This window comes from Streptomyces sp. CNS606 (assembly GCF_000426325.1).
This window is the reverse complement of record NZ_AUFD01000031.1, coordinates 1-17,353: the sequence shown is the minus strand read 5'-3', so window position 1 is coordinate 17,353 and position 17,353 is coordinate 1. Positions and strand designations below refer to the sequence as shown.

The 17,353-nt window shown below is 74.9% G+C and carries 13 protein-coding genes, 1 pseudogene and 3 riboswitches; of the genes and pseudogenes, 9 read left to right on the top strand and 5 right to left on the bottom strand.

Translation table 11 applies throughout. The features are described 5' to 3' along the window. Window positions 1–31: 31 nt before the first annotated feature. A complete protein-coding gene (gene qcrB / locus K304_RS0118970) occupies window positions 32–1,621 on the bottom strand; it encodes a cytochrome bc1 complex cytochrome b subunit (protein ID WP_078529371.1) in 1,590 nt (529 codons plus the stop codon). Window positions 1,622–2,081: 460 nt separating this feature from the next. On the opposite strand from qcrB, the gene K304_RS0118965 reads away from it, so the two are divergent. After that, window positions 2,082–2,324 (top strand): DUF6480 family protein, encoded by a 243-nt coding sequence (locus tag K304_RS0118965; RefSeq protein ID WP_027765036.1) that lies wholly within the window; start codon window positions 2,082–2,084, stop codon window positions 2,322–2,324. 18 nt (window positions 2,325–2,342) lie between these two features. Further along, a complete protein-coding gene (locus K304_RS0118960; RefSeq protein WP_027765035.1) occupies window positions 2,343–3,062 on the top strand; it encodes an SDR family oxidoreductase in 720 nt (239 codons plus the stop codon). A 26-nt stretch (window positions 3,063–3,088) separates the two neighbouring features. Here K304_RS0118960 and K304_RS0118955 read toward each other — a convergent pair whose 3' ends face one another. The 3 genes from K304_RS0118955 to K304_RS0118945 are packed head-to-tail and all read right to left on the bottom strand — an operon-like array spanning window position 3,089 to window position 7,003. After that, the gene (locus K304_RS0118955; RefSeq protein WP_027765034.1) at window positions 3,089–5,164 is read right to left on the bottom strand and encodes an iron ABC transporter permease; all 2,076 of its coding nucleotides are present in this window, start codon (window positions 5,162–5,164) and stop codon (window positions 3,089–3,091) included. 4 nt (window positions 5,165–5,168) lie between these two features. Next, window positions 5,169–6,146 (bottom strand): iron-siderophore ABC transporter substrate-binding protein, encoded by a 978-nt coding sequence (locus K304_RS0118950; RefSeq protein ID WP_027765033.1) that lies wholly within the window; start codon window positions 6,144–6,146, stop codon window positions 5,169–5,171. Further along, entirely contained in the window at window positions 6,143–7,003 is an 861-nt protein-coding gene (locus K304_RS0118945; protein WP_027765032.1) for an ABC transporter ATP-binding protein, read from the bottom strand. The genes K304_RS0118950 and K304_RS0118945 overlap by 4 nt, the downstream gene beginning before the upstream one ends. A gap of 76 nt (window positions 7,004–7,079) precedes the next feature. Further along, window positions 7,080–7,294: riboswitch (cobalamin riboswitch) on the top strand. A gap of 139 nt (window positions 7,295–7,433) precedes the next feature. On the opposite strand from K304_RS0118945, the gene K304_RS0118940 reads away from it, so the two are divergent. The 6 genes from K304_RS0118940 (at window position 7,434) to K304_RS0118910 (ending at window position 15,065) form a co-directional block, all read left to right on the top strand. Further along, window positions 7,434–7,892 (top strand): acyl-CoA thioesterase, encoded by a 459-nt coding sequence (locus K304_RS0118940; protein ID WP_027765031.1) that lies wholly within the window; start codon window positions 7,434–7,436, stop codon window positions 7,890–7,892. A 50-nt stretch (window positions 7,893–7,942) separates the two neighbouring features. Continuing rightward, window positions 7,943–8,078: riboswitch (cobalamin riboswitch) on the top strand. Window positions 8,079–8,217: 139 nt separating this feature from the next. Continuing rightward, window positions 8,218–9,246, top strand: coding sequence for a hypothetical protein (locus K304_RS33685; protein ID WP_051308627.1), 1,029 nt, complete (start codon window positions 8,218–8,220; stop codon window positions 9,244–9,246). 6 nt (window positions 9,247–9,252) lie between these two features. Then, window positions 9,253–10,419, top strand: coding sequence for a CbiQ family ECF transporter T component (locus K304_RS0118930; RefSeq protein WP_027765030.1), 1,167 nt, complete (start codon window positions 9,253–9,255; stop codon window positions 10,417–10,419). Beyond that, complete coding sequence (locus K304_RS0118925; protein ID WP_027765029.1) at window positions 10,416–12,038, top strand: ATP-binding cassette domain-containing protein; 1,623 nt, start codon at window positions 10,416–10,418, stop codon at window positions 12,036–12,038. Before K304_RS0118930 ends, K304_RS0118925 begins: the two co-directional genes overlap by 4 nt. Further along, window positions 12,035–13,177 carry an ECF transporter S component gene (locus tag K304_RS29920; RefSeq protein ID WP_486591730.1) on the top strand — a complete coding sequence of 381 codons (1,143 nt, stop codon included), beginning with the start codon at window positions 12,035–12,037 and terminating at the stop codon, window positions 13,175–13,177. Before K304_RS0118925 ends, K304_RS29920 begins: the two co-directional genes overlap by 4 nt. 1,390 nt (window positions 13,178–14,567) lie before the next feature. Then, window positions 14,568–15,065, top strand: a complete 498-nt coding sequence (locus K304_RS0118910) for a DUF4430 domain-containing protein (RefSeq protein WP_037791092.1) — start codon at window positions 14,568–14,570, stop codon at window positions 15,063–15,065. A 69-nt stretch (window positions 15,066–15,134) separates the two neighbouring features. On the opposite strand, the gene K304_RS0118905 is transcribed toward K304_RS0118910, so the two are convergent. Then, complete coding sequence (locus K304_RS0118905; RefSeq protein ID WP_037791089.1) at window positions 15,135–15,836, bottom strand: (2Fe-2S)-binding protein; 702 nt, start codon at window positions 15,834–15,836, stop codon at window positions 15,135–15,137. 98 nt (window positions 15,837–15,934) lie between these two features. Next, window positions 15,935–16,147, top strand: a riboswitch (cobalamin riboswitch). 511 nt (window positions 16,148–16,658) lie between these two features. Here K304_RS0118905 and K304_RS0118900 point away from each other — a divergent pair. Continuing rightward, a pseudogene (locus tag K304_RS0118900) lies at window positions 16,659–17,353 on the top strand (hypothetical protein); the annotation flags it as partial.

The following is a 17,353-nucleotide window of genomic DNA, read 5'->3' as shown; positions in this document are numbered from 1 at the left end:
CCGCACGACTCCGGGGCCGGGCGGCGACGGGTCAGGTGTCCTGGTCCGTGGGGCGGTCGGACGGGCCCGCGGCAGCGCGTTCGATCTCCTTGCGGCGGCCCTCGGTGACGGGGGGCTCGGCCTGCCCGCCGTGGAACCAGCGGCTCAGCGCCGCGCGGGCCCGGACCCGGCGCGGCGGACGGCCGGGGGCGGTGTGCAGGGTGCCGGGGGTCAGCGGGGCCGTGCCGGACCGGACGAGGATGCGGTACGCGCGGTCGGCCGGCACGGGCAGGTGGCGGGACGTGAAGCCGCCCTCGACGGTCTGGCTGACGCCGCCGCCCTCGATCCCGTCGGCCAGCAGGTCGCGTTCCCGGTCCTGCAGCGCGGTGCAGAGCCGTTTGGTGACCAGGAAGGCGAGCACCGGCGCCACGATCAGGGCGACGCGTTCGACCTGGCGCATCGTGTTCACGGAGGTGCCGAAGACGTAGGCGAGGATGTCGTCCCCGCCTGCGACGAGGAGGACGGCGTAGAAGGTGAAACCGGCGACGCCGAGCCCGGTGCGGGTGGGCTGGTGGCGCGGCCGGTCGCACAGGTGGTGCTCGCCGCGGTCACCGGTCAGCCAGCGTTCGAGGAACGGCCAGGCGTACAGCAGGGTGAACAGCAGTCCGGGCAGGACGAGGCCGGGAATGAAGACGTTCCAGGACACGGTGTGCCCGGCCAGGTTCGTCTCCCAGGGCGGCATCAGGCGCAGGCCGCCGATGAGGAAGCCGATGTACCAGTCGGGCTGGGAGCCGTTGCTCACCTGGGAGGGCACGTTGGGGCCGTACACCCAGATCGGGTTGACCTGGGCGAGCGCCCCCATCGCCACCAGCACGCCGGAGACCAGCAGGAACAGCGAGGCCGAACGCACCGCGAACTGGGGGAACATCGGGATGCCCACGGCGTTGCGGTTGGTGTGGCCGCGGGTCGCCCACTGCGTGTGCTTGAGGTGGAAGACCAGGATCAGGTGGACGGTGATCAGCGCCAGCAGCAGGCCGGGCACCAGCAGGATGTGGACGCTGTAGAGGCGCTGGGTGATCTCCTCGCCGGGATACTGGCCGCCGAACAGGAACAGCGCGACGTAGGTGCCGACGACGGGGAGGGACAGCGCGATTCCCTGAGCGACCCGCAGGCCGGTGCCGGAAAGCAGGTCGTCGGGCAGGGAGTAGCCGGCGAACCCCTCGAAGATCGCCAGAACGAACAGCGTGAGCCCGATGATCCAGTTCACCTCGCGCGGCCGCCGGAAGGCGCCGGTGAAGAAGACGCGCAGCATGTGGGCGCCGATCGCGGCGACGAAGACGAGCGCCGCCCAGTGGTGGGTCTGACGGATCAGCAGCCCGCCGCGCACGTCGAAGCTGATGTCGAGGGTGGAGGAGTAGGCGACCGTCATCCGCACGCCTTGCAGCGGTGCGTAGGACCCGTCGTAGACCACCTCCTCCAGGCTGGGCTCGAAGAACAGCGTCAGGTACACGCCGGTGAGCAGGAGGACGCCGAAGCTGTAGAGGGCGAGTTCGCCCAGCAGGAACGACCAGTGCTCGGGGAAGGCCTTCCGCAGCAGTCCGCCGCCCTCGGTGACCGGCAGCCTGCTGTCGAGCGCGGTCACGGCCCCCTCGAGGCGATCCGCCCGCTGCGCCGCCCTGGTTCTCGCCCTGCGTCCGGCAGCCACGGCACCTCGCCCTTCTCGTCGTCGTCGCGCTCCGCCCACGGCCTGGACGCCTGTTCCCCCGAGGACGGGTCAGGGCACCGCGGCCCCCACCCGACCGGGTGAGCGGCCGGGCGCACGCCGGGGTGCACGACCGGGAGGTGCCACGGCGGCGGGGCGGGCGCGGTGCGGCGGGACCATGCGCCCCAGGCTGGCCGGACGGCCCGCCGGTCCGGGCGTGACCTGCCCGTCGGGGCGGCGCGTTGCACCCGACCGGCGGACCGGGCCGCCGCCGGCCCGCGCCGGACCGCCGTGCGGACGCCCGCGAGGGGTGGTCGACTGGGACGAGGCGGCGGAGCGGCGTTCCGCCGGGTGCGTGGACGAGCCGGGAGAGGTGTGCGGTGGCAGGGCAGGCGAAGCGGTGAGCCACAGCGACGGGTCGGAGAGCGCGGACCCGGACCCGGAGAACACGCCCGGCCTGACGCCCCGGGGTGAGATGCGGCAGGGCGACACGCCGCCCGCCGAGGGCGGCACGCTCGACACCGGGCCGCGCGAGACGTACAACCCGACACGCGGCTGGGCGGCGGCGCCGCTCGTCGTGATCGCCGTCTTCTGCCTGCTCGTGGCGGGGTTCTTCATCGCCAGGCTGGTCCTGGCCCTGTGAGCGGGAGGGAGGACGACCGTGCGACTGGACGGGGCACGCGTGCTGGTGGCCGGTGCGACCGGTGTGCTGAGCACTGCCGTGTGTACCGCGCTGCACGGGCGCGGCGCGCGGCTCGCCGTCGCGGGCCGGAACCCGCACCGGCTCGCCGGGGTCACGGGTGCCCTCACGCCTGACGGCGGCGGGCCGCCCCCGTCCCGCACCTTCGACGCCTACGACCTCTCCGGCTGCGGCGCCCTGCCGTCGTGGGCCGCGGCGGAACTCGGCGGACTGGACGCCGTGCTGGCGCTGCCGGGCGTGGCGGGCTTCGGCGCCGCGGCGGAGACGGAGGACGCGGTGGCCGAGCACCTGTTCACCGTCAACGCGCTGTGTCCGCTCGCAGTCCTGCGTGCCGCGCTGCCCCTGCTCGGCCGGGGTGGCGTGATCGGCGCGGTGAGCGGCGTCCTGGTCGAGCGTGCGCAGCCGTCGATGGCGGACTACGGGGCGGCGAAGGCGGCGCTGAGCCACTGGCTGACGGCCGTGCGGACGGAGGAGCGGCGCCGCGGCGTCCAGGTCCTCGACGCGCGGCTGCCCCACCTGGACACCGGTTTCGCGGGCCGTGCGGTCGCCGGAACGCCGCCTGCGCTTCCTGCGGGGGTGCCGGCCGGGGCGGCGGCGGACGCGGTCGTCGACGCGCTCGCCGACGGCGCCGGTGTCCTCGGGCCGGGGCCGGGCGGAGGCTTCGCCATCCGGCCGCGGTGAGGCGCGCGCCCTTCCGTTCCGGTGCCCTACCGGCGGCTGCGGGCGAGGAGGTAGAGGAAGTACGGGGTGCCGACGGCGGCCGTCATGAGGCCGGCGCCGAGCTGGGCGGGGGCGATGACGGTGCGGCCCAGCAGGTCGGCGGTGCAGACCAGGGTGGCTCCGAGGACGACCGCGACCGGCACGACCCGCACGTGCTGCCGTCCGACGAGGGCGCGGGCGGCGTGCGGGGCGACGAGGCCGACGAAGCCGATCGTGCCCGCCGCCGCCACCGCCGTGGCGGCGAGCAGGACGCCGAGCGCCAGGAAGCCGAACCTCCCCCGGGCCAGGCCGAGTCCGAGCAGCCGCGGGGTGTCCTCGTCGAGGGAGACGAGGTCGAGTTCGGTGCGCCGGGACACGGCGACGGCCGCCCCCACGGCGAGCACGACGGCCAGCGGCAGCACGTCGGGGAAGGTGCGGCCGTAGGTGGAGCCCGACAGCCAGGTCAGCGCCTTGACGGCGTTGAAGGGGTCGGTGAGGACGATGAGCAGGGCGACGAGGGCGGCGGTGCCGATCGCGCAGCCCATGCCGACGAGGACGAGCCGGTTCTGCTGGAACCCGCCCCGGGCGGAGAGCCCGAACACGACGGCTGCGGTGAGCGCGGCCCCGGCGAACGCCGCACCGGCGACGCTCCACGAACCGGCCATGGGCAGCGTGGTCACCAGGGTCACCGCGCCCAGCGCGGCACCGCCGGAGACGCCCAGCACGCCCGGCTCGGCGAGGGGGTTGCGGGTCACGGCCTGGACGAGGGTGCCCGACAGGGCGAGGGCGCCGCCCGCGAGGAGGGCCGCCAGGACGCGCGGCACCCGGGTGTCGAGGACGAAGCTGAGGGTCCGGCCGGCGTTGGACTGCAGCCAGTTGGCGACGTCGCCCAGCAGCAGCTTGCTGTCGCCGAGCAGGACGGCGGCGAGCGTCACGCCGACGAGCACCACCACCGCGGCGGTCGTGGTGGCCAGGAAGACGGTGCGGCTGCGGATGCGGAGCCGGTCGACCTCGGTGGCGCCGCCGGTGTCGCGGCCGCGCGTCGCCATCACGACGAGGAACGCGGCGCCGAGGAGGCTGGTGACGATGCCGGTGGGGACGGCGACGGCGAGGTCGCCCGGCACGGCCGCGCGCAGCGCCACGTCCGAGCCGAGCACCAGCACGCCGCCGACCAGTCCGGCGACCGGCATGCTCGTCCACGGCCGGTTGAACGAGCGGAACCGGCGCCCGAGGAGACGGACCAGCGCGGGGGCGCACAGGCCGACGAAGCCGATGGCGCCGGCCAGCGTGACGGCGGCGGCGGCCAGCAGCACCGCGAGGATCACCGTCGTGACGCGGGTGGCACGGACGGGGACGCCGAGCCCGCGCGCGGCGTCGTCGCCGAGGGAGAGGGCGTCGATGCGGCGGCTGAGCAGCAGCAGCCCGGCGAGGCCGACGAGGACGAGCGGCGCCATCTGCACCACGCCGTCGAAGCCGTTCTGGGCGATGCTGCCCTGGTTCCACGCGTACAGGCCGGCGGTCTGCTCGGGGAAGAGCAGGAGAAGCGCCTCGGTGAGGGCGATGAGGCCGAGGGTGAGGGCGCTGCCCGCGAGGACGAGCCGCACGGTGCCGGCGCCGAGGCCGGACAGGCCGAGGACGACGGTGGCGGCCAGGAGCCCGCCGGCGAAGGCGACCCCGGAGGAGGCGAGCAGCGGCAGCGAGAGGCCGGTGACGGCGGCCACGCCGAGCGCGAGGTAGGAGCCCGCGTTGACGGCGAGGGTGTCGGGTGAGGCGAGCACGTTGCGGCTGATCGCCTGGAGGGCGGCGCCCGCCGCGCCGAGGGCGGCGCCGACGAGCAGGCCGGCGGTCATCCGGGGCAGCCGGGAGGCGATGACGACGGAGGCGTCGCCGGGTTCGGCGCGGCCGGTGAGCGCCTTCCAGACTTCGGCCGGGCCGACCGCGGCGGTGCCCTGCGTGATGTCGGCGAGCGCGAGGGTGGCGAGGGTCAGGACCAGCGCGGCCGTCACCGCGGCCGTGCCCGTACGCCGGGTCTTCGAGGCGCCGGGGGGCGTGCGGGTGGCGGGAGGGGGTGCGGTGACGGCCATGCTGCTACTTCGTCAGCGCCTCGACGAGGGCGTCGATGTACGCCTCCATCGACTCGGTGCCGCCGAACATCCAGATGCCGTCGGGCAGCCGGTGCACGTTGCCGGCCTTCACGAACGGCAGGGACGTCCAGACGGCGTTGTCGGCGAGTTCGTCGGTGAAGGGCGTGCTGGCCTCGTCGCCGTCGCTGCCGATGTGGGCGAAGTGCACGTCGTCGCCGAGCGTGGTGAGCCCTTCGACGTCGGTGGCCCCGAGTCCGTAGGCTTCGTCGCCCTTCATCTTCCAGGCGTTCTCCAGGCCGACCTTCTCGTTGACCTCGCCGATGAGGGAGCGGGAGGTGAACGGCCGGACGGAGACCTGGTTGGAGGTCACGTAGCCGTCGGCGAAGGCGAAGGACGCACCGCCGAGTCCGGCCTCGTCCAGCGCCTTCTTCCCTTCGGCGATCTTCGCCTCGAAGTCGGCCTTGAGCGTGTCGGCCTTGTCGGTGGTGCCGGTGGCCTCGGCGATGAGGTCGAGGTTCCGGGTCATCCGGTCGATCTGGCCGGAGGCGTCGGCGGAGCGCACCGTCAGGACGGGCGCGACCTCGCGCAGCTGCTTGACCGCGGACGGCTGGAGGTCGGTGGTGGCGACGATGAGGTCCGGCTTGAGCGAGGCGATGCCGTCCATGCTGGGCTCGCCGCGGACGCCGATGTCCTTGGGGTCGTTCTCCAGCGGGACGACGGTGTCCCAGGTGTTGTAGCCCTTGACGTCGGCGACGCCGACCGGGTCGACGCCCAGGGAGACGAGGTGTTCGACGACGTTCCACTCGGTGCCGACGACGCGTTCGGCGGGTCCGTCGAGGGTGACCTTCTTGCCCTGGGCGTCGGTGAGGACGAGGGAGTCGCCGGACTTCTTCGCGTCGTCGGCGGCGGGCTCGGTGGTGCCGCAGGCGGTCAGGGTGAGGGCGGCGGTGGCCGCCGCCGCGGCGAGGAGGAGGCGTCTCATGAGGGTGTGGTGAGCCTTTCGTTCCGGGTGTGGTGGCGGCCGACGGCACGGGTGCGCAGGTGGCCGGTCAGGGGGTCCGCGGTGACCTCGACGCGGATGCCGTAGGTCTGTGTGAGGCGTTCGGGGGTCAGGACGTCCTCGGGGGGTCCGTCCGCGATGATCCGTCCCTCGTGGAGCAGCACGATCCGGTCGGCGACCGCGGCGGCCTGGTCGAGGTCGTGCAGGACGACGCCGACGGCGATGTCGTGGACGTCCGCGAGGTCGCGGATGAGGTCGAGGAGTTCGACCTGGTAGCGCAGGTCGAGGTAGGTGGTCGGTTCGTCGAGCAGGAGGACGCCGGTCTCCTGGGCGAGGCAGCCGGCGAGCCAGACGCGCTGGAGCTGTCCTCCGGAGAGGTGTTCGGCGCCGCGTTCGGCGAGTTCCTCGACGCCGGTCAGCCGGAGGGCCCGGTCCACGGCCGCCCGGCCTCGCGGGTCGGCCCTGCCCCAGCGCCCCCGGTACGGGTAGCGGCCGAACTCCACGACGTCCCGTACCGACAGGCCGCTGGGCGCGGCGCGGCCCTGGGTGAGCAGGGCCACCTGCCGGGAGAACTCGCGGGGGCTCAGCGCGAAGCCGTCGGTGTCGGCGTCGATGGCGAGTGTGCCGTGCCGGGGCCGCTGCAGGCGGGCGAGGGTCCGCAGCAGCGTCGACTTCCCGCTGCCGTTCGGGCCGACCAGGACGGTCACCTCACCGAGGGGCAGAGCGACCGACGCGTCGTGCACGACGTCGACGGCGTCGTAGGCGACGGTCAGGTCCGCGGCCGACAGCGCGTGACCGCGGACGGGCGGGGCCTCGGGGGTCTCTTCACCAGCTTTCACGCAGATAAGGCTAGCCTCACCTAAACGGATGGTGGCTCCCGGGGCCGCGGGTTTCCGCTTTCCGGATCGACGCGGTTATGTTGAGCATGCAACCGGTTCGCCCCTCCTGTCCAGGAGCGGCGTCGCAAGAGGGAACCCGGTGGGAATCCGGGACTGCCCCGCAGCGGTGAGCGGGAACGACCGCCGTCACACGCACTGGGCCCGGCAACGGACCTGGGAAGCGACGGCCTGTAGGTGTCCTGACGGGACGCGCCCGCGAGTCCGAAGACCTGCCGGTCGCCCGTGTGCGACAACCGCCCACGGTGCCCGGGGCCTCGAGGGAAGGCCGGTGCCGGACTCCGGCCGTGCCGTCGCGCGCGGACCGTTGACCGCGCCACTCTCCGACACCCTCCTCGTCCCGGCCGGACAGCGACTCGCGAAGGAGAGTTCTGTGGCACACCAGCCCACCGTCTTCCGCACCGACCCGGCGGACCACGCGGCATCCCGCGCGTCCCGGTCCGCCGTCACGCTCGCGCACATCATGAGCGAGCACGACACCAACCTCTACGGCACCATCCACGGCGGCGTGGTGATGAAACTCATCGACGACGCGGCGGCGGCCGCCGCCGGCAGGCACGGCGGCCCGCCGGCGGTGACGGTCTCCGTCGACCGGATGCGGTTCCTGGCCCCCGTGCGCGCGGGCGACCTGCTCACCGTGCACGCCGGGCTGGAGGGCGTCGGCAGGACCTCGATGAACATCGCGGTCCGGGTCACCGCGGAGCGGTGGAACTCTCCCGGACCGGTCACCGAAGTGGCCACCGCGCAGCTCACGTTCGTCGCGGTCGACGCGGACGGACGGCCGCGCCCGGTGCCGCCGCTGCCCGGGGCGGATGCCCCCGGGGGCGAGTGAGTGCGGGCTCACAGCGGGCGTTCTGGTCAACGTCCCGGAGCGTCCGTACACTTGTCCACTGTCCGCGAGGACGACAACTGAATGCGTACGCGATGGGGAAGCCGGTGGGAATCCGGCGCTGACCTGCAACCGTGAACGGCGGCACCGCCCGCCGTGAGCCGGACCGCCCGCGCGCACGTGCACCGCTTTGCACTGTCATGGTCTGCAGCGTGGAGCCCGACCCCTCGGTTTCCCCGCCCCTGAACGCCGCCTGAAGCACGATCGGCGCGTCGGGGGCGCGTACGTGCCGGGGGCCGGTGCCCACCTCAGGGGAGGGGCACCGACGATGAGCCGAGTACTACGCGCGTGGATCACCGCCGTCCTGGTGACGGCCTGCGGCGTGCTGACCGGTCTCGGCACACCGGAGAAGGCCGCCGCGGTCGACACCTCCCGCGGCCGTCCCGGCTTCTGCCCCGACGGCAACGGGGTCACCGTGATCGTCGACTTCCGCGAACTCGGCGGACAGACCCTCGTCCGGTGCGCCGTGGACAGTCAGGAGACCGGACTCGCGGCGCTGAAGGCGGCGGGCATCCAGGTGACCGGCACCAACCGCTGGGGCGAGTCGTTCATCTGCCGGCTGGAGGGCAAGCCCACGGCGGAGACCGAACCCTGCATCGACACCCCGCCGGCCTCGGCGTACTGGTCCTACTGGCACGCGCCGAACGGCGGCGCGTGGACGTACAGCCAGTACGGGGCGACCTACCGCAATCCTCCGGAGGGCAGCTTCGAGGGCTGGTCCTTCTCCAAGGGGCGCGACATGGACTCCGCGCCCGCGCCGCGCGTCGCCCCGCGCCGGCCGTCCGCGTCCAACGGCGGGCAGAGCTCCGGCGGTTCCTCCTCCGGCGGATCGTCGTCCGGTGGGTCCTCGTCCGGCGGGTCGTCGTCGAGCGGTGGATCGTCCTCGGGCGGCTCCTCCGGCGGGACCGGCGGCACCGGCCCGGGCGGCGGCGCGTCGTCCGGTGACACCGGTGCCGACCGTCCGGGGAACGGAGACGGCCCGGCGTCGGACCGCCCGGGCGACCGGGACGAGGACGGAAAGCCGGACGAGAAGGACCGCGACGGCGACAAGAAGCGGGACGGGAAGAAGAGCCCCGACCCCACCGCCTCCGCCGACGACGGGCCGGCCGCTCCCGGGGCCGCTCCGAGCCCGACCGAGGCCGCGGACTGGAGCGGCGGCGAGGACCGGCCCGACCAGACGGCGTCCGGCTCCTCCCTGTCCGCCGGGACCGCGCTGACCGCCGCGGCGGCCGCCGCCCTCGCCGTCGGCGCCGCGGTCCTCGCCTGGCGCCGCCGTCGCACCGGGCACGGGGACTAGCCGGACGTGAAGGACTCCGCAGGAGGCAGAACCACCGCCCTCGCACCGCCGTCCGGCTCCCCCGCCGTACGCCGGGCGGCGGGCGCGCTGCCCCGGACGCTGCACCCGGGCTGCTGGTGGCTGTGGGCGCTGGGCCTCGCGGCCGCCGCGAGCCGGACCGGCAACCCCGTGCTGCTCGGGCTGCTGCTGTCGGTGGCGGGCCTGGTCGTCGTGCAGCGGCGCAGCGACGCCCCCTGGGCGCTCGCGTTCCGCCTCTACCTCGCGCTGGGCGCGTTCATCGTCCTGATGCGGGTGGTGTTCCGGATCGTCTTCGGCGGGGGCCAGGGCGACGTGGTGCTGTTCGTGCTGCCCGAGATCCCGCTGCCCGAACTGGCGCGCGGCATCCGCCTGCTCGGCCCGGTCGCCGCGGAGGAGCTGCTCGGCGGCTTCTACGACGGGATGCGGCTGGCGGCGATGGTGGTGTGTGTGGGCGCCGCCAACGCCCTCGCCAACCCCAAGCGCATGCTCAAGGCCCTGCCGGGCGCCCTGTACGAGGTCGGGACGTCCGTCGTGGTGACCCTGACCGTGGCCCCGCAGCTGGTGGAGAGCGTCCAGCGGGTGCACCGGGCGCGCCGCCTCCGCGGTGGGGCGGGGCGCGGCCGGCGTGCCCTGCGCGGCCTGATCATCCCCGTCCTGGAGGACGCGATGAACCGGTCACTGACGCTCGCGGCGGCGATGGCGTCGCACGGCTACGGCCGCACCGGACGGCTGGACGGGCGGGCCCGGCTGCTCACCGGCGGCCTGGTGCTGGCCGGCCTGCTGGGCGTCTGCGTCGGCCTGTACGGGGCGTTGGGCGGCGGCTCCCCGTCGTACCTGGGCGCTCCGCTGCTCGTCGCCGCTCTCGGTGTCGCCGTGACGGGCTTCTTCCTCGGCGGGCGCCGGGTGCGCCGGAGCCGGTACCGGCCGGACCGGTGGCGCGCCGCGGAACTGCTCGTCGCCGCGTCGGGGCTCGCCTCGGCGGCGGTGATGTACGTCGCCTCCCGCACGGACGCGGCGACGCTGCAACCGTCGCTGGACCCGATCGCCTGGCCGCAGGTGGCGCTGTTGCCCGCAGCGGCCGTCCTGATCGGCGTGCTGCCCGCCTTCCTGACTCCGCGTCCGCCCGCCGGCCTCACGAAGGGAGCCGCCGCATGATCCGCTTCGACCGGGTCACCTTCACCTACGACGGCTGCGCGCGTCCCGCGCTGCGGGACGTGGAGCTGACCGTGGACGAGGGCGAGTTGTGCCTCGTGGCCGGACGTACCGGCGTGGGCAAGTCGACGCTGCTCGGCGCGGTCAACGGGCTGGTGCCGCACTTCACCGGCGGCCACCTGCAGGGCGAGGTGTCCGTCGACGGGCTGGCCACCCACATGCTGCCCCCGCAGGAACTCGCCCACGTGGTCGGCCGGGTGGGGCAGGACCCCCTCAGCGGTTTCGTCACCGACACCGTGGAGGAGGAACTGGCGTACACGATGGAGCAGTTGGCCATCGAGCCGAAGGTGATGCGGAAGCGGGTGGAGGAGACTCTCGACCTGCTGGGCATCGCGGACCTGCGGCACCGTGCGCTGCGCACCCTGTCGGGCGGGCAGCAGCAGCGCGTCGCGATCGGCTCGGTGCTCACCGCACACCCGCGGGTCCTGGTGCTGGACGAGCCGACGTCCGCACTCGACCCGACCGCCGCGGAGGAGGTGCTGGCCGCCGTCACCCGGCTGGTGCACGACCTCGGGACCACGGTGCTGGTGGCCGAACACCGGATGGAGCGCGTGCTGCAGTACGCCGACCGGCTGGTGCACGTCGGCGACGACGGGCGGGTCCGGGAGGGCTCTCCGGCCGCGCTGATGCGGGACTGCGACGTGGCCCCTCCGGTGGTCCGCCTCGGGCGGCTGGCGGGCTGGGACCCGCTGCCGCTGTCCGTGCGCGACGCCCGGCGGGCGGCCCGCACGCTGCGCGACCGGCTCGGCGACGCCGCCCCGGACGAACCGCCCGCCACCGGCGGGGAGGCGGCGCTCACCGCCCGCCGGGTCCGCGTCACCTACGGCGACACCGTCGCCGTGCGCGACGTCGACGTGGTGCTGGAGTCCGGGCACGTGACGGCGCTCATGGGCCGCAACGGGTCGGGCAAGTCGTCGCTGCTGTGGGCGTTGCAGGGCTCCGGCTCGCGCCGCTCCGGCACGGTGTCCGTGCAGGGGCGCGATCCGGGCGACGTGCCCGCGCGCGTGGCGCGGGGGCTGGTCGGTCTGGTGCCGCAGACGGCGAGCGACCTGCTGTACCTGGAGCGGGTGGACCAGGAGTGCGCCCAGGCGGACGCCGAGTCCGGCGCGGCGCCGGGCACCTGCCGGGGGCTGCTGGACGCGCTCGCGCCGGGCGTGCCCGCCGACCGCCACCCGCGTGACCTCTCCGAGGGCCAGCAGCTCGCGCTCGTGCTGGCCGTGCAGCTCACCTCGGCGCCGGGCGTCGTCCTGCTCGACGAGCCGACGCGCGGTCTGGACTACCACGCGAAGGAGGCGTTCGCGCTGCTGGTACGGCGGCTGGCCGCCGAGGGACGCGCGGTGGTGGTCGCCACCCACGACGTGGAGTTCGTGGCCCGGGCGGCGGACCGGGTGACGGTGATGGCGGAGGGCGAGGTCGTCGCCGACGGCGCCACCGCCGACATCGTCGTCTCCTCCCCCGCCTTCGCGCCGCAGGTCGCCAAGGTGCTGGCGCCGGGACGCTGGCTGACGGTCGAGCAGGTCGGCCGCGCGCTGGCCAATGCCGCCGCCGGGGAGCCCGCGTGAGCGGGGCGCCCGCCGCCCGGCGGACGGCCGCGGGCACACCCGGCGGTGCGGGCCTGCGCAGCGGTGCGGGCAAGCGGGGCGGCGCCCACCGGGTGGTGCCGTTCGGGCTGCGCAGCGGCCTGGTGCTGACGCTGGCGAGCGTCGCCGGACTGGCCATGTTCTGCTGGCCGTTGTTCGTGCCCCCGCAGCCGGAGATGGTGGCGCACAGCACGGACGCGCCGCTGTTCTTCGTGCTGATCCTGCCGGTGCTGCTGGCCGTGGTGCTGGCGGAGATGTCCTCGGGCGGCATCGATCCCAAGGCGCTCGCGATGCTCGGCGTGCTGTCCGCGCTCAACGCCGGGCTCCGCCCGCTGGGCGCGGGGACGGCCGGCATCGAGACGGTGTTCTTCCTGCTGGTGCTGGCGGGCCGCGTCTTCGGACCGGGCTTCGGCTTCGTGCTGGGCTCCACCTCGCTGTTCGCCTCCGCGCTGCTGACCGCGGGCGTGGGTCCGTGGTTGCCGTTCCAGATGTTCGCGTCCGGCTGGATCGGGCTGGGCGCCGGGCTGCTGCCGCGCCGCGTCACCGGGCGGGCCGAGATCGCCATGCTGGCCGCCTACGGGGCCGTGGTGGCCTACGTGTTCGGCTTCCTGATGAACATGTGGTTCTGGCCCTTCTCCCTGGGACCGGGCACGGACCTGTCGTTCGTGCCGGGCGCGCCGGTGCTGGAGAACCTGCACCGGTTCGCCCTCTTCACCTTCTTCACCTCGACGGTGGGCTGGGACACCGGCCGGGCGCTCACCAACGTCCTCGCCCTCGTCGCCCTCGGACCCGCCGTCCTCGTCGTGCTGCGCAGGGCGGCGCGACGGGCGGCGTTCGGCGCGTCCGTCACCCTCTCGCCCGCGGCGGCGACGTCGGACCCCGGCCCGGCCACCCCGCAGCCCGCCGGCCGCGCGGGCCACCCGGGCCGCCCGGAAGACCCCACACGACCCGTACACCCCACCCCCCTTCCCGCCCATCACCGCAACGAGGAGCGTCTCCATGCCGAGACCGAAGAACCCGACGACCGGGCGCATACCGCGCAGGAGGGCGAGCGCACTGGCCGCGGCGCTGGCGACGACGGCCGTCGCCGCGGCGCTGCTGCCGTCCACGGCGACGGCTGACCCGGCCGACCCGCCGCCCGCGCCCGCGCTGCAGTCCCCGGCCGATGCCGCCGCGACCTGGATGGCCTCGCAGCTCACGGACGGCACGCACGCCAAGGGCGACCACGGCCTCACCTCCGACATCGTCCTCGCGCTGGCGTCGACCGGTTCCGGCGGCGACACCGCAGGCCGGGCCACCGACTGGCTGGCGGAGAACGCCGAGGACTACGTCAACCGCGGCCAGTCCGGCAAGGTGTTCGCCGGAGGCGTCGCCAAGATGGCGCTGGTCGCGTCCGTCGAGGGCCGGGACCCGGGCGACTTCGGCGGCCACGACCTGACCGGCATCCTGCTGGGCCGCATGCAGGACGACGGCCGTTTCCGGGACGCGCCGCTGGACGAGGACATCTCCAACCAGTTCACCCAGTCCCTCGCCGTCCTCGCCCTGGACCGCTCCGGCGATCTGCCCGGCAAGGCCGCGGACTTCCTGGTCTCCACCCAGTGCGCCGACGGCGGCTTCCCGCTGTTCTTCAAGGAGGACCCGGCGGACTGCAAGTCCCACACCGACAGCACGGGGCTCGCCGTGCAGGCGCTGGTCGCCGCCGACCGCGACGCCGAGGCGGAGGAGGCGCTGGACTGGCTGGAGGACGAGCAGCTGGACGACGGCGGCTTCCGCGACAACGGCTTCGGCACTCCGCCGGCCAACTCCAACTCCACCGCGCTCGCCGTCCAGGGCCTCACGGCCGGCGGCCGGGTCACGGCGGCGGCCGAGGGCGTGGCGTGGCTGCGCACCGTGCAGGTCGGCTGCGACGCCCCCGCGGACGATCGCGGCGCCGTGGGCTACGACAAGCCGGTCGTGAACGGCATGGCGCTGCGCGCCACCGCGCAGGTCGTGCCGGCGCTCGCCGGAAAGTCGCTCGGCAAGATCGACGGCACCGGCTCCGCTCCCGGCCTCGAGCCGGTCGACTGCACGCCCGACGACGACTCCTCCGGCGGGACCGGCGACAGCGGCGGCTCCCAGGGCTCGCAGGGCGGCGACAGCGGCGGCTCGCAGGGCTCGCAGGGCGGGGACTCCGGCGGCGACACCTCGGGTGGCGACGCCTCCGGCGGCACGGACCCCACGCCGTCCCCCTCCCCCGGCGACACCTCCGGCCAGACGGCTGCGGGCGGCGACTCCGGAACCGGCACCTCCGGCTCGGGCTCGGGCTCCTCGGGCAGCGGCGGCCTGACGCCGGACGCCGGCTCTCCCGGCGGCAGCCTGGCCACCACCGGCTCCTCCTCCCTGCTGCTGGGCGCCGGCGCGGCCGCGCTGCTGCTGACCGGCGGTGCCGTCCTCCTCCTGGCGCGCATGCGGCGCCGGAGCCTCTGACCTCTCCCCAACCCCGTGCCACCCACCGACGAAAGGTCACTCTCCGTGAAGCGTCACACCGTCCTGCGCCGTACCGCCCTGCTGACCGCCGCCCTCGGCCTCGCGCTGGGCGGCGCTCCGGCCGCCGCCGCGGCCCCGGGCACGGTCGCGGCCGCCGCCAACGACCCGATCACCGTCGACCTGACGGTGCAGGGGCCGAACGGCGCGATCTTCGACGGCCCGATCACCACCACCGGTCACGACGTGACGACCGCCTCCGGCGGCACCCACCCCTGCGACGGCACCAACAACGACATGAACCCCGAGCCGGGGGCCACTCCGACGGCCGCGCTGGACGACGCCGCCGACCAGGAGAACTTCACCTGGGACGGCACCTGGTACCCGTCGTTCGACGACTACTTCGTCAACACCATCGACGGGCACAACGGCGGCTCGGCCGCCTACTGGAACATCTCCGTCCACGGCACCTCCACCCCGGTCGGCGGCTGCCAGTTCCGCATCGAGCCGGGTGACGACGTCGCCTTCACCTGGACCGAGATGTAAGCGGTCCTCCGTCCTCCCCCGTGACCCCCGGAGCCCCAAGGGCTCCGGGGGTCACGGGCGTCACGGGGCCTACGCGGTCGAGCGGTCGAGCACGCAGTCGCCGCACACGCCTCCCCCGACGCGGTAGTACAGGCAGCAGCTGCGGCGGCGGAACGCCACCACCTCGCCGCCGCGGGTGGAGAGCCGGCCCGTCCCGGCGAGCGGCTCGCGGTCCAGCAGCGCCCGCGCCCAGGGCAGCGGAGGGAAGTCCGGGTGCGGCAGCTGCGCGTGGAGCACGCGCAGCGTGCCGACGAGGGCCGAGGCGGCGTTGCCCCGCAGGACCTGGGGGGAGAGCCGGAAGACGCGCCGCATCTCGGCGGCGAGCGGCGTGAGGTGGCCCTCCACCACGACCTCGTGGAGCGTGTCGGCGGGGTCGCCCGGGACGGCGGCGACCGGGTCCACAAGCCACAGCGCGAGCGGCCCGGAGGTCACGGCCCGCCACCAGAGGCGTTCGGGGGACAGGTCGGGCACCCGGCCGGCGAGCGCGGCCGTGCCCAGCGCGACCGACCACAGCCGGGACGCCAGCCCGAGCTGCAGGGTGGAGGCCGCGACCCGGACGTCGCCGGTGCCCATGCGCCGCCCCACGTCGGCCGCGGCCCCGGCCAGGAGCGCCGGATCGGCGTACAGCCGGGCGAGCGGCACGAAACCGGCGGCGTCCTCCCGCGGTCCGGTGCCGACGGCGAAGTAGGGGCCGATCGCGGAGGTCCGTGCCAGCAGGTCATCGGTCAACACCCGACCAGCCTTGCACGGAAGCACGACAGGCAGAAGCGCGCCTCCTCCAGCGGCGCCCGGCGAGGCGAGGCGCTCTGTCGCGACGCGGGCATCGCCTCTACGTTCGGCGGCGCAGTGGTGCGCGCCGCCCGCCGGGCGGTGCGTCGCAAGAGGGAACCCGGTGCGATTCCGGGACTGTCCCGCAGCGGTGAGTGGGAACGACCGCCGTCACCCGCACTGGACGAGAGTCCGGAAGCGACGGCCAGTAGGTGCCCGGGAGAGCGCTCCGGGGAGCCCGCGAGTCCCAAGACCTGCCACGGCGCGCGTGCAACGGCGCACGTGCTCTTCACGGTGAGCGCAGCCGGCGCCTGCCGCCGGCCCACCTCCGCGGACGTCCACCGGCGTGTGCCACGGCACGCTCGGCGAGCTGTTCCAGGGTCCCCTGTGGCGCGGCGGTTGTGACCGGGGAGTGGACCCCTTCCGGCACGCCACTGCGCGCACCCGCGCGGGAAGGCGAGGGGGAACGTCAGCGCCATGCAGGTCAGGCTCGTCGTCCGGTGCCGGCGCTCCAGCACGGCGGGGGCGACCGGCAGCCGGCGGGGCCGTGGCTGCATGCGTCGGCCTTTCCGGGCGCGGGCGACCGGGGACGGTGCGGGCTCCCAGTGTGACCGCCGCAACGGCGTGTTGCCGAGAGCGCCTCTCCCTTGTTCGCAGCCGGGGGTTCAGCGGATTTCCCTGGTTGTCGCGTACATGCCTACATGCTTTCCTTGCGGGGCTCATCCCGGTCGACTCCCCCGGGCCACCCGGCGGGAGTGGACGAGACCTCACGGAAGGAGAACACGTATGCGTGGGAGACGACGCAGACGTCCGGTCCTGACAGGCGCCCTGGCACTCCTGGTCGCCCTCGGCGTGACCACCGGTTCCGGAGCGGCCACCGCGTCCGACGCGAGCTCTTCGGGGAAGGCTCCGGGCCAGGGGGTCTCCTGGCGTGCGGAGTTGGGTGTGCGGGGCGGTGACGACGTGGGCGTGCGTTTCGCCGACGGTGCGTTGCGGCTGCGTGCGGAGGGGGTGCGTCCGGCGTCGGCCGGGGGTGAGGGCGCGCAGGGTGCGGCGGTGCTGCCCGTGCGCGACCTGGGCCGTGCGGTGCACCGGGTGTCGGTGGACCTGGAGGCGCGGACGCCGCAGGGCACGCGGGTCGCGGTCGATGTGCGCGGGCGCGGCGCGGGTGGCGTGTGGACGGAGTGGCGGGAGGCGGCGGCCGGTGCGCCGGCGCTGCTGCCGCGTGCGGCGTCCTCGGTGCAGGCGCGGGTGACCCTGTTCGGGATGGCGGACGGCTCGGCCGGTCCGGTGGTGGAGGGGTTGCGGCTGTCGGCGGAGGCGGTGCCGGCCTCGGAGCGGGCGAAGGAGCGGCCGCGGGCGGCTGCGGCGTTCTCCGCGACGGTGTTCGCGACCCGTGAGGGTCTGGTGGGGCACACCACGGCCAACGGTCATGTCATCCAGCCCGACGACCACTTCGTGGCGCTGCCCTCGCGGCGGGG